The sequence below is a fragment of the Citrobacter sp. Cu096 genome (genome assembly GCF_030332285.1).
GTDB lineage: Bacteria > Pseudomonadota > Gammaproteobacteria > Enterobacterales > Enterobacteriaceae > Citrobacter > Citrobacter meridianamericanus.
The window spans coordinates 77,463-92,639 of the sequence record NZ_JAOWID010000018.1 but is presented as its reverse complement, the minus strand read 5'-3'; the positions used below and the strand labels follow the sequence as shown (position 1 = coordinate 92,639).

Sequence of the window (15,177 nt, the reverse complement as noted above, 5' to 3'; positions counted from 1 at the left end):
ATGTTTAACTCTAGACGCATTCACGCTGTTTATTGTGGGCAAAGACGCGTCTCGTTACAACCTTAACCCAAATGACTGATTTCGGGAGAACGGCCATGAGTTTATTTGATAGAAAGCATCTTGTTACTCAAGCAGATGCCCTACCTGGACGCAACACCCCGATGCCAGTGGCAACGCTGCATGCGGTTAACCAACATTCGATGACCAACGTGCCCGAAGGTATGGAGATAGCTTATTTCGCCATGGGATGCTTCTGGGGCGTTGAACGTTTATTCTGGTCATTACCCGGCGTATATAGCACCGCAGCCGGATACACAGGTGGTTACACCCCAAACCCAACTTATCGGGAAGTCTGTTCCGGCGATACCGGACACGCCGAAGCGGTACGCGTCGTCTATGACCCGCATGTTATCAGCTACGAACAACTGCTGCAGGTGTTCTGGGAAAATCACGATCCGGCGCAGGGCATGCGTCAGGGGAACGACCAGGGTACGCAGTATCGCTCCGCCATTTACCCGTTAACGCCGGAGCAAACCGCCTCGGCACAGGCCAGCCTTGAGCGTTTTCAGGCAGCAATGACCGCCGCAGGCGATGAACGCACTATTACCACGGAAATCACTACCGCAACCCCGTTCTACTATGCCGAGGACGATCACCAGCAGTATTTGTACAAAAACCCTTATGGATACTGTGGGATTGGTGGAATAGGCGTTTGCCTGCCGCCAGAACGTTAATCCTCGATTAACGAGATACCGTCACCCGCGCGGCATGGCGCGTTGCGTGGGTCACGGTGCCTCGATCCGTCACCTTTCCTTTCAGTAACAGGTTAAACACCGGCGCAGAGGGGCGATTAAGACGGTTCTGCAGCAAATGCACCGCTTCCACGCCCAACGCCCGACAAGGAATAGTGATACTGGTTACTGCTGCAACGATATGCGCGTCCAGTTCCTGAACATCCGTCGTCATCAGCGACAATTCACCGGGTATCTCCACGCCAATGTTTTCCAGTACCCGCCTGATGCCCGTCGACATTGATGCCCCGGCGCAGAAAATAACTTCCGGCCACGCTTCACGGGGCGTCTCACGTAGCCAGTTGTCCATCGCCCGGTCTGATTCCTCCTCAGAAAAGCCCTCCGTTACCAGCAGATCGCGCCCGGCATCAAACGGTATTTGATACTGTCGGTAGACCTCCTTGATGCCCTCCAGACGCCAGTACATCGTTTCCCGGCGCAGGCTGGTGACATGGAGAATACGTCGGTGCCCCTGATCAAAAAGATATTGCACAGCACGGTTGCCAATCGCCCGATGATCGGGGGATACCGCATCCAGTAACCCTTCTTTGTCCTGAGAATTAATCAACACGCAGGGTTTATCCAACAGTTGCGCCAGTTTATGCACAGTTGGGTCATCAATGCCGATAAGAATAATCGCATTAATATTCTTATTGTTGGCCTTTTCCTGAAAGACCTTGATGTCCGCACGCTGCTCATCCAGTCCGCAGTAACTCAGGTAGACATCATGCGGCGCTATCGCCTCGGCAATACCGCGCGTCACTTCGAGGTAAAATGCATCGCCACGAGCGGTAAAGGTGCGCAACGGGGCGAAAACAGCAATGCCGTTGATCAACAGTCGTCCGCTGGACAACGAGTCCAGAACCCCCAGTCCGCGCGCGCAACTGACAATCGCCTCACGTGCTTTATCACTGGTGTATGACTTTCCGCTAAGCACCCTCGACACCGTACTCACCGAGTACCCCGTCAGAGCAGCAATTTCGTCCATTTTTAGCTTGCCAGACATTCTGTGACCTCACTCGCAATCAATCTTTGCAATTTTTTGCAAACGCAGTTCATTGACTCTAAAACACTTTTTCAATGACTGAACAAACTTCTTTTTCATCCTGCAACCGTTCTCACAAAATCACATTGTCGATATTCCAGGCGTTTCTTATGTTCCGCATATCCCTTATTTCTGACGAAAAAGGCACGACATGAAAAAAATACGCTTTGGCATTATTGGGGTTGGCAACATTGGTACCGTCCACGCACGCTACCTGCTGGCCGGAACGGTACAAGAAGCCGTGCTCGCCGCAGTGTGCGATAACAATCCGGATAAACATCCGGCGATCCGCCGGCTGGTCGGCGAAGAGATGAGATTGTTCAGCGATGCGCGAGAGATGCTGGAAAGTGGGCTGATCGATGCCGTGATCGTCGCCACGCCGCATTATGACCATCCGGGTTTATCGATGATGGCCATGCGTCTTGGTATTCATACGCTATGTGAGAAGCCCGCAGGGGTCTACACCGCGCAGGTACAAGAGATGAACGCCTGCGCGCGCGAATGCAATGTGGTGTTCAGCATGATGTACAACCAGCGCCCCAATCCGCTGTATCAGAAAGTCAAAGATCTGATCGACAGCGGCGAACTCGGCGAGCTGCGTCGATCTAACTGGATCATTACCAACTGGTATCGTTCACAAAGCTATTACAACTCCGGCGGGTGGCGCGCGACCTGGAAAGGTGAAGGCGGCGGCGTGCTGCTGAATCAGGACCCGCACCAACTCGATTTATGGCAATGGCTGGTCGGCATGCCGGTACGCTTGCGCGCTTTTTGCCAGTTTGGCAAGCATCGTCAGATTGAAGTCGAAGATGACGTCACGGCCTACGCAGAATACGCCAACGGCGCAACCGGGGTGTTCATCACCACCGTCGCCGAAACGCCTGGCACAAACCGCCTCGAAATTGTCGGCAGCAGGGGAAAGGTGGTGGTAGAAGAAGGTCGCCTGCGCTTCTGGCGACTGCGTGAATCCGAAACCGACTTCAACGCCCGCTGGCAAAACGGTTTTGGTGAGCCGGAATGCTGGGAAGTGACCATCCCTACCGAACCGGAATGCAGCGAGCACTATGTCATTACCCGCAATTTTACCGCCGCGATCCTACACGATGAGCCGCTGATCGCCCCCGGTCTGGAAGGCATTCGCGGCCTGACGCTTTCCAATGCGATGCACCTCTCTACCTGGACAGATGACTGGGTAGAGCTGCCGATTGACGAGCAACGTTACTTCCAGCTGTTACAGGAACGTATCGCCTCTTCAGTGGAAAAAAATATGGCCAGCCGCACGCTGGACGCTTCCGGTAGCTGGTAACGCGCAGGAGAAAATCATGCTGAACATTGCAATTGTCGGTATCGGGAATATCTCCCACAACCACATTCAGGGCTATTTACAGTTCGCGGATCGTTGTCGGATTGTCGCGTTGGTCGATATCTACCCGGAGAAAGCAGAGGAAAAGAAATCACGCTATGGCCTGAGCGAAGCGCAAGTCTTCCGCAGCCATCAGGCGATGCTGAACGCGGGCATTGCGGTGGATGTGGTCGATGTCTGTACGCCGCCGTACGTACATGCAGCCATCAGCATTGATGCGCTGCACGCCGGAAAACACGTGCTGTGCGAAAAGCCGATGGCCGCCTCGCTCGAAGAGTGCGATGCCATGATCGCCGCGCAAAAGAGCAGCGGAAAGACCTTATCGATCATCGCGCAAAATCGCTTTACTGATGCCTTCTGGCGTCTAAAAACGGTGGTTGATTCCGGGTTGGCGGGCAAGATTTGCCATGCGCAGGTGGATTCATTCTGGTGGCGCGGACACTGCTATTACGATTTGTGGTGGCGCGGCACGTGGCAGAAAGAAGGCGGCGGCTGCACGCTGAATCACGCGGTGCACCACATTGATGCCATTCAATGGATACTGGGTTTCCCAGCCGAAGTGGTCGCAATGATGACCAACGTCGCCCACGACAATGCCGAAGTAGAGGATCTTAGCGCGGCTATTTTCAAATACCCACACGGGGCACTGACGCAGTTGACCGCCTCGGTTGTGCATCACGGTGAAGATCAGAAAATGGTTATTCAGGGCGAAAAGGCGCGAATTTCTGCGCCGTGGCAAGTGCATGCCAGCCAGTCGGCGGACAACGGCTTTCCGCAACCGGAAAATAACGGCGAACTGGAACAGCGTCTGGATGCGCTTTTTCACGCGACGCCAGCGCTGCAATGGACGCTGCATACCGGGCAAATCGACAACCTGCTTAGCGCCATCGAACGACAAACCCGTCCGCTGGTCGATGGCGAACAGGGCAAACGTTCGCTGGAACTGATCACCGCTATCTATAAATCCGCCATCACCCGGGCGGTGGTGACGCTACCCATCCACCACACCGATGCGTTTTATCGCACCGGCGGCCTGATTGAAATCGCCCCGCATTTCTATGAGAAATCCGCCTCCGTGAACAATTTTACGGAAGTGGGCGCCATCCCTCTGGGTAAAGACTTAGATTCAGGAGTTAAACCATGAACAAACAAGATGGAATGAACTACGCCCCTATCGGGAAGCCTCAACCGGTCGTGAAGCCTGGCGAGTTTGTCATTGCCGCCGCCACGCTCGACCACGGCCATATCTACGGCATGTGCAACGGGTTGATTGAAGCAGGCGCCACGCTGAAATTGGTTTACGATCCCGATCCGCACAAAATCGATCAATTTTTGCAGCATTATCCCCAGGCGCAGGTGGCCGATTCGCTCGAGACTATCCTCAACGATCGTGAGGTACAACTGGTTGCCGGGGCAGCTATTCCGTATGAGCGTTGTCCGCTGGGGCTAAAGGTAATGGCGGCTGGGAAAGACTACTTCACTGACAAGGCTCCGTTAACCACGCTTGCACAACTGGAAGACGCCAAAGCGATGGTGGCGAAAACCGGACGCAAATACGCAGTCTATTACAGCGAGCGTCTGCACGTTGAAAGCGCTGTCTTTGCCGGTCAGCTCATTCAGCAAGGGGCGATTGGGCGCGTGATGCAAACTCTGGGTACCGGTCCGCATCGCGAAGGCGACGGACGCCCGGACTGGTTTTATGACAAACGCTACTTTGGCGGCATTCTGTGCGACATCGGTAGCCATCAAATCGAACAATTCCTGTTTTATACCGGCAACCGCGAGGCACACGTCGTCGCCAGCCAGGTGCGTAACGTTAATCATCCGCAGTACTCGCAGTTTGAAGATTTTGGCGATGCCATGCTGGCGGGCGACAACGGTGCAACTGGCTACTTCCGCTGCGACTGGTTCACGCCGCAGGGGCTCAGTAGCTGGGGGGATGGCCGCCTGACGTTACTGGGTACCGAAGGTTACATTGAGATCCGCAAGTATGTGGATATCACCCGGGGCGAACAGGACGTGGTGTATCTGGTGAATAAAGAAGGAGAATTTCGTTTCCCGGTCGCGGGAAAAGTCGGTTTCCCGTTCTTCGGTGAATTCATTCTCGACTGTCTGAATCGCACGGAAAACGCCATGACTCAGGCCCACGCCTTTAAAGCCGCAGAGCTGTGCGTGAAGGCGCAAATGCTGGCGAATGCCCGCACATAACCGGAGGTGACATGACAACAATCAATGCCGCCATCATCGGCGCGGGGGCGATTCACCGCAGCCACGTTAACGCCCTCCGGCTTTTGCCGGGGGTCACGCTGCGTGCGCTGGTCGATATTGATAGTGCCAACGGTTTGCAACAGGCCATGGCGTATAACTGCCGCTATTACCAGAATTACCGTGAAATGCTGCTGGATAATGACATCGACGTCGTCCATATCTGTACACCTCATTTCGAGCACAAAAACATGATTACCGCCGCGCTTGCCGCCGGGAAACATGTGTTTTGCGAAAAACCGGTGGGGTTGAATTGCACAGAAGTTGCGGACATCGCTAACGCAGCGGCGTCTGCCCAAGGCTTGCTGGGCGTGTGTTATCAAAATCGACTCAATCCAACCAGCTTACGTATCCGCGACGAACTGGCGAAAAATACGCTGGGTAAAATGTTAAGCATTAAAGCGGTTTTGACCTGGTCACGCTCTAAAGCGTATTACAGCGAAAGCCCGTGGCGTGGACGTTTTGTCAGCGAAGGCGGCAGTTTACTGATCAACCAGGCTATTCACACTCTCGATCTGATGCAGTGGTTCGCCGGCGGTGTGACACGTTTAAAAGGTGTGGTGGATAGCGGCGAACTGGCAGACGTTACCGAAGCCGAAGACAGCGCGATGGCAACTCTGCACTTTGCCAACGGCGCCCGTGGTCTGTTTTATGCCAGTAACTGCAACACCCTCGATTCACCGCTACAGCTGGAGATTCATTGCGAACACGGCATGCTGCAGCTCACGGATAACACCCTCTGGCGCGTTACAACGGATCGTCGCCTGAAGCTGGATTGCGACGGTTCTCCGGACGGTCACAGTAAAAGTTACTGGGGCCTGGGCCACCAGCAGGCCATTCGTCAGTTTTATCATGCTATTACTCATGGAGGTCAAACAGAATATATCAATATTAATGATGCCCGCAAATCACTGGCGATGGTCGATGCTATTTATCATTCGTCTAAAACCCGACAATGGATAACCATTAATAATTAAAATTAACCTAACGCTACAGAATTAAATAACATCAGCCGGATAATACCGGAGTACAAATACCCTACATACTGGAAAATATTATGGTCAAACCAACTGAACGCAGAGTCAGTTATGGTGTAGCGATCGGCTATGGCATTACTGATTTATTTGGCGGCGGTGCTTTCGCCATTATCGGAACCTGGCTTTTATTTTTTTATACCACCTACTGCGGTTTAAGCGTGCTGGAAGCTGGCTCAATATTTGCTATTGCCCGCGTAATTGATGCCGTACTCAGTCCAATTATGGGTTACATCACCGATAACTTTGGCAACACGTGGCTGGGTCGACGATTTGGCCGCCGTCGCTTCTTTTTATTACTTAGTTCTCCTTTAATGTTTCTCTATGCTCTGCTGTGGCTGACCGACATGGGTTACTGGTATTACCTGGGAACCTATCTGTCAATTGAGCTGCTGTCAGCGATGGTGCTGGTGCCGTGGGAAACCCTCGCCGCAGAGATGACCAATCGCTACGAAGAACGCAGTCGCCTCTCCGGTGTGCGCATGATCTGCTCGCAGTTGGGCGGATTTCTTGCCGTCTCGGTACCCGGCATCCTGATGCAGTTCACCGGCAAAGATAATCCCTTTACCTATACGCTAACCGGGCTGATTTTTTCCGCCGTGTTCTGTCTTGCCGTGTTTATAACCTGGCGATGTACATGGGAAGCCAAAGACGTTCAGGAAGAGACATTTCAGGCTGACTTGCAACGAAATAGCGGTCTACTGAATCACCTTAAATATTTAGTACTCGATCTGTTTTCGGCATTCCGCATTCGGGCATTTCGCCTGCATATCATTATTTATATTTTCTCATTTACCGCCATGGATGTATTCGGCTCGGTTTTCACCTATTACGTGGTGTATTGTTTAAGCCAGGATGCAGCCTCCGTTTCTGGCTGGTTAAGTATTGCCGCCTTTGCTTCAGTGTTTGGCACCTATGGATTTATGCTATTACTGAACAAACTCAATATCACCCCGTCAGCGGCACTACGTCTTTCTTACACCTGTATATTTAGCGTACTACTATTTTTATTTATTATTTATTACACTGAAACCCAGGTATCCAATATTCTGTTCTCGGCGGTATTTATTCTACTCGGTATGGCGCGTTCCGGTCTTTACTATATCCCATGGAATATCTACAGCTTTATTCCTGATATCGACGAAATGGTTACCCAACAGCGCCGAGAAGGGATTTTTGCAGGTGTTATGGTACTCACCCGCAAAAGTACCGTGGCAATCGCTATTTTGCTTATCGGCATGGTGCTGGAAGAGTCTGGCTTTATAAAAGGCAGCGGCGCACAGCCAGCAAGCGCGCTTCACGCCATAATCGGATTGATGATCTTTGCTACCTCGGCACTGCTGGCGGTGAGTTTCTACACTACCTACAAATTCAAACTCACCCGCGAAACGCACAAAGTCCTGCTTAAAGAGATCGCCCGCCGCAAGCTGGGTGGCAACTACCGCGACTGCGATGAAGAAACTCGGATGGTGATCAAACAACTCACTGGCTACGAGTACGATGAAGTTTGGGGCGGCAGCGCTACGCAACGTGCGATGGGACGCGTCAGTCTCTCAGATGCAGAATAAGGAGCGCATCATGTATAACCCATGGAACAAAGCACGGGCGCAAAGCTGGTATCAACAGCAACCCTGGGGCTGCGGTTTTAATTACTTACCGCGCACCGCGGTTAACTGGCTCGAAATGTGGCAAGCAGAGAGTTTCGATAGCAACACTATCGATCAGGAACTCGGCTGGGCCAGCTTGTATGGTTATAACCAGCTACGAACAAATTTACCGTTTACCGTCTGGCAGCATGACCGTGACGGCCTTCTCGGGCGCATCGACCTCTTCCTGAGCATTGCCCATAGCCACGGTATAAAAGTGATGCTGACGCTGCTCGACGACTGCGCCTTTTCCGGCGATGAGCCGTTTATCGGTCAGCAAAAACCGCCGGTTCCCGGCATTCACAACAGCCAGGCAGCGGGTAGCCCTGGGCGCGCCTGCGTGCTGGACCGACGCTGTTGGCCGCAAATTGAAGCTTACGTGAGAGATGTCATCCGTTACTTTCGCCATGACTCACGCATCAGCGTCTGGGATTTATATAATGAGCCTGGCAACGGCGGGATTTTTTGTCATACCGGCGAATTTTCCCGCTATGACGACAGGCTGGAAATCTACGCCTTAACCTTGATGACCCATCTGTTTGGCTGGGCTCGACAGGAGTCCCCCTCTCAACCGTTGACCGTAGCAGCCTGGCATATTGACGATCGCGCGGCGTGCGGGAGTGCGGTTACGCATCCTGTTGATATAGCCGCGCTGAGGCTTTCCGATGTGATTAGCTACCATGCCTATGTCGATACCCCTGGCCAGCGGTCTCTTCTGTCGCAGTTGGCTGAATTTGGCAGGCCGCTCTTTTGTACCGAGTGGCTGGCACGTCATGTCAATAGCCGAATAGAAGAACAACTGCCGCTATTTCGTGCTCAGCGTGTCTCCAGCTTTCACTGGGGGCTGGTACAGGGGAAAACACAAACCTGGTTACCGTGGCCGGATATCCCGCTTAACGAAACGACGGCGCAGCTATGGTTCCACGATGTGCTGAAGCCGGATGGTTCACCTTATAGCGAAAAAGAGATGCAGATGGTGCGCAGGCTTAACGCCGCTGGATAAGGCCAAAAAAGCTCCTCTGGCGACTTTACAGTACCTTACGCTATACTAGCTTCTGAAATTGCCGGTCCACTCCCTTCGGACCGGTTTTCAATGTGTATTTCACACGGATTTATCAATTTATCCCTTCCGAGGATCTGGCCTTAACGGTCGGATAAGATATGTTAAACAGTATTTTAGTCATTCTCTGCCTGATCGCCGTGAGTGCGTTTTTCTCGATATCAGAGATCTCGCTTGCTGCATCACGCAAAATCAAACTTAAACTGCTTGCCGATGAAGGCAGCGTGAACGCACAGCGTGTTTTGAAGATGCAGGAAAACCCCGGCATGTTTTTTACCGTCGTGCAAATCGGCCTTAACGCGGTCGCTATTCTCGGCGGTATAGTCGGTGATGCGGCATTCTCCCCGGCTTTTCACAGCCTGTTCTCAAAATACTTCGCCCCAGAGCTGTCCGAACAGTTAAGCTTTATTCTGTCGTTCTCGCTGGTTACTGGCCTGTTCATCCTGTTCGCGGATTTAACCCCGAAACGCATCGGTATGATTGCGCCAGAAGCTGTGGCTTTGCGTATCATCAACCCGATGCGCTTCTGCCTGCTGGTCTTCCGCCCGCTGGTGTGGTTCTTCAACGGTCTGGCAAATAACATTTTCCGCCTGTTTAAGATCCCGATGGTGCGTAAAGACGATATCACTTCGGACGACATTTACGCCGTGGTCGAAGCCGGTGCGCTGGCAGGTGTTTTGCGTAAGCAGGAACATGAGCTGATTGAAAACGTGTTCGAACTGGAATCGCGTACCGTACCGTCTTCTATGACCTCCCGCGAGAATATTATCTGGTTCGATCTCCACGAAGATGAGCAAAGCCTGAAGAACAAGGTGGCGGAACATCCGCACTCCAAGTTCCTGGTGTGTAACGAAGATATCGACCACATCATTGGCTATGTTGATTCAAAGGATCTCCTCAACCGCGTACTGGCGAATCAAAGCATGGCGCTGAACAGCGGCGTACAGATTCGCAATACGTTGATTGTTCCGGATACATTGACGCTCTCGGAAGCGCTGGAAAGCTTCAAAACCGCAGGCGAAGATTTTGCCGTCATCATGAACGAGTACGCGCTGGTGGTGGGAATTATCACGCTCAATGACGTGATGACCACGCTGATGGGCGATTTAGTTGGCCAGGGTCTGGAAGAGCAGATTGTGGCGCGTGATGAAAACTCATGGTTAGTTGATGGCGGTACGCCGATTGATGACGTTATGCGCGTACTGGATATCGACGAGTTTCCGCAGTCCGGCAACTATGAAACCATCGGCGGCTTTATGATGTTCATGCTGCGTAAAATCCCGAAACGCACCGACTCGGTGAAGTATTCTGGCTACAAATTTGAAGTGGTGGATATCGATAACTACAAGATCGATCAGTTGTTGGTAACGCGACTGGACAGCAAACCTACCGTTCTGGTACCAAAGCTGCCGGATGCAAAAGAAGAGGCAAAGGCGTCTTAACGCCTGACAAAAACATCAACGGCTCCCATCCAGGAGCCGTTTTTTTAACTACCGCATAGCACTTTGATCAAGCCATCTCAGTTTGCAGACGCAAGACCTGACGGTTAACTTCGGACATCACGGAAAAATGCAGTTTGTCCTTCACTTTTGGGATAAGAATCTTACCCTTATCAAATTCAAAAGCGCCTACATCCTTGATATATAACCGTCCACGAAACAGGATCTTCACGTACTTCGCCACCTGCAGCGGGTTGTATCGTTGGAAAATTTTCATTGTTGTCTCCTGCTGAGCATTACGCCTTAGCGGTACCACAATCGGTCCGACAATCCTCAGGCGCAAATTTTAATGCCCTATGACTATAGACTATCTCGTTGATGTTTCCAGCGTGTATAAGTTTATTTACCTTCAGGTTACAATTATTCAGAATTATCTTTTCAACGCTTCGCTGTCTTCAGTATAAGCCTTCATTTTTTGCAGGATTTGTGCGCCCGTCCGCAAACTGGCATCGCGCTTGCGGGAAAAAGCATCAATCGCACATATGATTAAATTCCAGACCCAAGTGGTCGGATCACCTGCAAAATAAAAGAAAGAAGGAAAACCTATGACCTTACGAAAACTGTTGGCGCTGTCGTTTCTGCTGCTGCCGATGATTGCCTCCGCACATAAGTTTGAGACTGACCAACGCGTACCACCGGTGGGGATCGCCGATCGCGGCGAACTGATTCTCGATAACGATAAGTTTAGCTACAAAAGCTGGAATAGCGCGCAGTTGCCTGGGAAAGTGCGAATTGTGCAACACATTGCCGGACGCACCTCCGCCAAAGAGAAAAATGCGACACTGATCGAGGCAATCAAAGCCGCCAACCTGCCGCACGACAAATACCAGACCACCACTATCGTCAACACAGATGACGCCATTCCCGGCTCCGGTATGTTTGTGCGCAGCAGTCTGGAGAGTAATAAGAAGCTCTACCCGTGGTCACAATTTATTGTCGACAGCAATGGCATTGCGGGTAAGGCCTGGCAACTTGATGAAGAGAGTTCAGCAATTGTCGTTCTCGACAAGGACGGACGCGTACAGTGGGCAAAAGATGGCGCATTAACGCAGGAAGAGGTGCAGCAGGTGATTGCCCTGCTGCACAAATTGCTCAGTAAATAGAAACGCGGAAGCCGGGGTTGAGGAACGATTCACGTGGGGTGTAATCCAGAGGTTTCCCCTGCCAGTCGTGAACGTGCGCTCCGGCTGCGGCGGCAACAGCGTGGCCCGCGGCGGTGTCCCATACGTTAGTGGGCCCAAAACGCGGGTACAGCTGTGCGTGCCCTTCCGCCACCAGGCAGAACTTCAACGATGAGCCAATCGACGTGGTCTGGTGCTCGCCCAACTGTTGCAGATACTCTTTTAACTCATTATCGGCATGCGAGCGGCTAATGACCACCAGCGGCGGACGCGCGTCACGAACCTGAATTTGTTTACGTACGCCGCACTCTTCTTTCCACGCTTTACCTTCTGCTGCGCTGTACATCACTTTCATTACCGGCGCGTAAACCACGCCCAGAACCGGCTTTCCTTTCTCGATCAGCGCAATATTGACGGTAAATTCACCGTTACGCTTAATGAACTCTTTGGTCCCGTCCAGCGGGTCCACCAGCCAGTAGCGCTGCCAGTGCTGGCGAACATCCCAGCCAGGAGGCGCCTCTTCAGACAGAACCGGAATATCCGGCGTCAGAGCCAGTAATCCTTCGAGGATCACCGTATGCGCGGCGATATCTGCCGCCGTGACCGGAGAATCATCCTGCTTGCTGGTAATCTCCATCGGTTTGATTCCATCGTAGACCTGCATAATGGCATCGCCCGCGTTCCGTGCAAGCTGGCATACATGTTCTAGCATTCTCCACCTCGTTTCTGTCAGTGGTGTTAACTCGTTGTTTTACTTATACCCGATCGTCAGGGGATCCGCCAACTGTGATAGCGTCTGCGGTTTTAAACGCTATATTCATGTCATGATTCACAGTTCTGTAAGCAAGAAGATTTATATACATTTTCTTTTGTGGCTTAGATCTTAAAAGGATGCCCCTGATGATTAAGTTTAGTGCAACGCTTCTGGCAACGTTGATTGCAGCCAGCGTCAATGCCGCGACCGTCGATCTGCGTATAATGGAAACCACTGATTTGCATAGCAATATGATGGATTTCGATTATTACAAAGATACACCGACTGAAAAATTCGGTCTGGTACGTACGGCAAGTCTTATCAACGCTGCGCGTGGAGAAGTCAAAAACAGCGTGCTGGTTGATAATGGCGATCTGATTCAGGGCAGCCCGCTCGGGGATTACATGGCGGCCAAAGGGCTGAAAGCGGGCGAAACTCACCCGGTATATAAGGCGCTGAATACCCTGGATTACGCGGTGGGTAACCTCGGCAACCATGAATTCAACTACGGTCTAGAGTATCTGCACAACGCGCTGGCAGGGGCAAAGTTCCCTTACGTTAACGCCAATATCATCGACGTTAAGACCAAAAAGCCGCTATTTACGCCTTATCTGATCAAAGACACTGAGGTTGTCGACAAAGAAGGGAACAAGCAGACGCTGAAGATTGGCTATATCGGTTTTGTGCCACCGCAGATTATGACCTGGGATAAAGCCAACCTCAGCGGTAAAGTGACGGTGAACGACATTACGGAAACTGCACGCAAATACGTTCCCGAAATGCGAGAAAAAGGTGCCGATGTCGTGGTGGTAGTTGCTCACTCCGGGCTTTCTGCTGACCCGTATCAAACCATGGCGGAAAACTCCGTTTATTACCTCAGTGAAGTCCCGGGCGTGGATGCCATTATGTTTGGTCACGCTCACGCCGTTTTCCCCGGTAAAGACTTTGCCAACATCAAAGGTGCAGATATCACAAAAGGTACGCTCAATGGCGTTCCGGCGGTGATGCCGGGTATGTGGGGCGATCATCTAGGGGTGGTGGATTTAGTGCTGAATAACGACAGCGGTAAATGGCAGGTCACCCAGGCGAAAGCCGAAGCACGTCCGATTTATGACGCGGCAGCGAAAAAATCACTGGCAGCAGAAGACAAAAAAATCGTTGAGATCCTGAAAGCCGACCACGACGCCACGCGTGAGTTTGTCAGCAAACCGATCGGTAAATCCGCCGACAATATGTACAGCTATCTGGCGCTGGTACAGGATGATCCGACCGTACAGGTGGTGAACAACGCGCAGAAAGCCTATGTGGAACACTTTATTCAGGGCGATCCGGATCTGGCAAAACTACCGGTACTTTCCGCCGCCGCGCCGTTTAAGGTCGGTGGGCGTAAGAACGATCCGGCAAGCTTTGTCGAAGTCGAAAAAGGCCAGTTAACCTTCCGTAACGCCGCTGATTTGTATCTCTATCCCAACACTCTGGTGGTGGTGAAAGCCAGCGGTAAAGAGGTGAAAGAGTGGCTGGAATGTTCCGCCGGGCAGTTCAATCAGATTGATATCCACAGCAGCAAACCACAGTCGTTGATTAACTGGGACGGCTTCCGTACCTATAATTTCGACGTGATTGATGGCGTGAATTATCAGATTGATGTTTCACAACCCGCCCGCTACGACGGGGAATGTCAGACCATTAATCCGAAAGCGGAACGTATTAAAAATCTGACCTTTAACGGCAAACCAATCGATCCGAATGCTACCTTCCTCGTCGCGACCAACAACTACCGCGCCTACGGCGGTAAGTTTGCCGGAACCGGCGACAACCACATCGCGTTTGCTTCTCCGGATGAAAACCGCTCGGTGCTGGCCGCGTGGATTGGTGCACAGACGAAGCGTGCCGGTGAAATTCATCCGGCGGCAGATAACAACTGGCGTCTGGCGCCAATTCACAGCGATACGCCACTGGATATTCGCTTTGAAACATCACCGTCTGATAAAGCCGCGGCGTTTATTAAAGAGAAAGGCCAGTATCCGCTGAAAAAAGTCGCGACCGATGACATCGGTTTCGCCATTTACCAGCTGGATTTAAGTAAGTAATTTTCGTGCCGGATGCGACGCAATAGCGTCTTATCCGGCCTACGAGTCGAAGTAATCTGTAGGCCGGATAAGGCGTTAGCCGCCATCCGGCAATACTTTACGCCGCCCGCTCTTCCCGCTGCGCCAGCACCTGCGGCAAATTCAGTTCTATCCAGTCCGCCAGTGCGGCGACTTTATCGCTCACCTGCTCCCCCAACGACGTCAGGCTATACTCCACATGCGGCGGTACGACCGGATACGATACCCGGTTGATAAACCCGTCCTGCTCCAGCGCCTGCAGGGATTGCGCCAGCATCTTTTCACTGACGCCGCCCATCTTACGGCGCAAATCGCTGAAACGGTGCGTACCGTCGCGCAGCGCCACCAGAATCAACACCCCCCAGCGGCTGGTGACGTGTTTTAACACCTCGCGGGAGGGACATTGTTCGGCAAACAAGTTGCCATCGCGTAACTGCTGAGAAAGCGTTGGTGTGGCCATTTTCATACTTACCTTTTTGTGCGTACTTACT

General features: G+C 52.2%; 14 protein-coding genes. 10 read left to right on the top strand and 4 right to left on the bottom strand.

Annotation, left to right across the window (positions count from 1 at the left end):
• Positions 1-95 precede the first annotated feature (95 nt).
• Positions 96-734 carry a peptide-methionine (S)-S-oxide reductase MsrA gene (gene msrA / locus OGX99_RS01855; RefSeq protein ID WP_151217407.1) on the top strand — a complete coding sequence of 213 codons (639 nt, stop codon included), beginning with the start codon at positions 96-98 and terminating at the stop codon, positions 732-734.
• Positions 735-741: 7 nt separating this feature from the next.
• Here msrA and OGX99_RS01850 read toward each other — a convergent pair whose 3' ends face one another.
• A complete protein-coding gene (locus OGX99_RS01850) occupies positions 742-1,797 on the bottom strand; it encodes a LacI family DNA-binding transcriptional regulator (protein ID WP_151224479.1) in 1,056 nt (351 codons plus the stop codon).
• A gap of 190 nt (positions 1,798-1,987) precedes the next feature.
• Here OGX99_RS01850 and OGX99_RS01845 point away from each other — a divergent pair, with 190 nt between their 5' ends.
• The 7 genes from OGX99_RS01845 (at position 1,988) to paeA (ending at position 10,646) form a co-directional block, all read left to right on the top strand.
• Entirely contained in the window at positions 1,988-3,142 is a 1,155-nt protein-coding gene (locus OGX99_RS01845) for a Gfo/Idh/MocA family protein (RefSeq protein WP_151217403.1), read from the top strand.
• Positions 3,143-3,158: 16 nt separating this feature from the next.
• Positions 3,159-4,343: a Gfo/Idh/MocA family protein gene (locus OGX99_RS01840; RefSeq protein ID WP_151217401.1), complete on the top strand. Its 1,185-nt coding sequence runs from the start codon at positions 3,159-3,161 to the stop codon at positions 4,341-4,343.
• Positions 4,340-5,407 (top strand): Gfo/Idh/MocA family protein, encoded by a 1,068-nt coding sequence (locus OGX99_RS01835; protein WP_286542414.1) that lies wholly within the window; start codon positions 4,340-4,342, stop codon positions 5,405-5,407. Before OGX99_RS01840 ends, OGX99_RS01835 begins: the two co-directional genes overlap by 4 nt.
• Before the next feature lie 11 nt (positions 5,408-5,418).
• On the top strand, positions 5,419-6,441 hold the full coding sequence (locus OGX99_RS01830; protein ID WP_151217397.1) for a Gfo/Idh/MocA family protein: 1,023 nt from the start codon (positions 5,419-5,421) through the stop codon (positions 6,439-6,441).
• Between the two features lie 80 nt (positions 6,442-6,521).
• Positions 6,522-8,066, top strand: coding sequence for an MFS transporter (locus OGX99_RS01825; RefSeq protein ID WP_151217394.1), 1,545 nt, complete (start codon positions 6,522-6,524; stop codon positions 8,064-8,066).
• Positions 8,067-8,076: 10 nt separating this feature from the next.
• Complete coding sequence (locus OGX99_RS01820; protein ID WP_286542409.1) at positions 8,077-9,147, top strand: glycoside hydrolase 5 family protein; 1,071 nt, start codon at positions 8,077-8,079, stop codon at positions 9,145-9,147.
• 158 nt (positions 9,148-9,305) lie between these two features.
• Positions 9,306-10,646, top strand: coding sequence for a polyamine export protein PaeA (paeA, locus tag OGX99_RS01815; protein ID WP_151217392.1), 1,341 nt, complete (start codon positions 9,306-9,308; stop codon positions 10,644-10,646).
• 67 nt (positions 10,647-10,713) lie between these two features.
• Here the strand turns inward: paeA and OGX99_RS01810 are convergent, their stop codons facing one another.
• Positions 10,714-10,920 (bottom strand): DUF1107 domain-containing protein, encoded by a 207-nt coding sequence (locus OGX99_RS01810; RefSeq protein ID WP_003025710.1) that lies wholly within the window; start codon positions 10,918-10,920, stop codon positions 10,714-10,716.
• A gap of 328 nt (positions 10,921-11,248) precedes the next feature.
• On the opposite strand from OGX99_RS01810, the gene OGX99_RS01805 reads away from it, so the two are divergent.
• Positions 11,249-11,806, top strand: a complete 558-nt coding sequence (locus OGX99_RS01805; RefSeq protein WP_286542407.1) for a YtfJ family protein — start codon at positions 11,249-11,251, stop codon at positions 11,804-11,806.
• Here OGX99_RS01805 and cysQ read toward each other — a convergent pair.
• Complete coding sequence (cysQ, locus tag OGX99_RS01800) at positions 11,796-12,536, bottom strand: 3'(2'),5'-bisphosphate nucleotidase CysQ (RefSeq protein ID WP_008786026.1); 741 nt, start codon at positions 12,534-12,536, stop codon at positions 11,796-11,798. The genes OGX99_RS01805 and cysQ overlap by 11 nt on opposite strands.
• Before the next feature lie 188 nt (positions 12,537-12,724).
• Between cysQ and cpdB the strand changes: the two genes are divergently transcribed.
• The gene (gene cpdB, locus OGX99_RS01795; RefSeq protein WP_016149457.1) at positions 12,725-14,668 is read left to right on the top strand and encodes a 2',3'-cyclic-nucleotide 2'-phosphodiesterase; all 1,944 of its coding nucleotides are present in this window, start codon (positions 12,725-12,727) and stop codon (positions 14,666-14,668) included.
• A 97-nt stretch (positions 14,669-14,765) separates the two neighbouring features.
• Here cpdB and OGX99_RS01790 read toward each other — a convergent pair whose 3' ends face one another.
• Positions 14,766-15,146 (bottom strand): winged helix-turn-helix transcriptional regulator, encoded by a 381-nt coding sequence (locus OGX99_RS01790; protein ID WP_005134463.1) that lies wholly within the window; start codon positions 15,144-15,146, stop codon positions 14,766-14,768.
• Positions 15,147-15,177 lie beyond the last annotated feature (31 nt).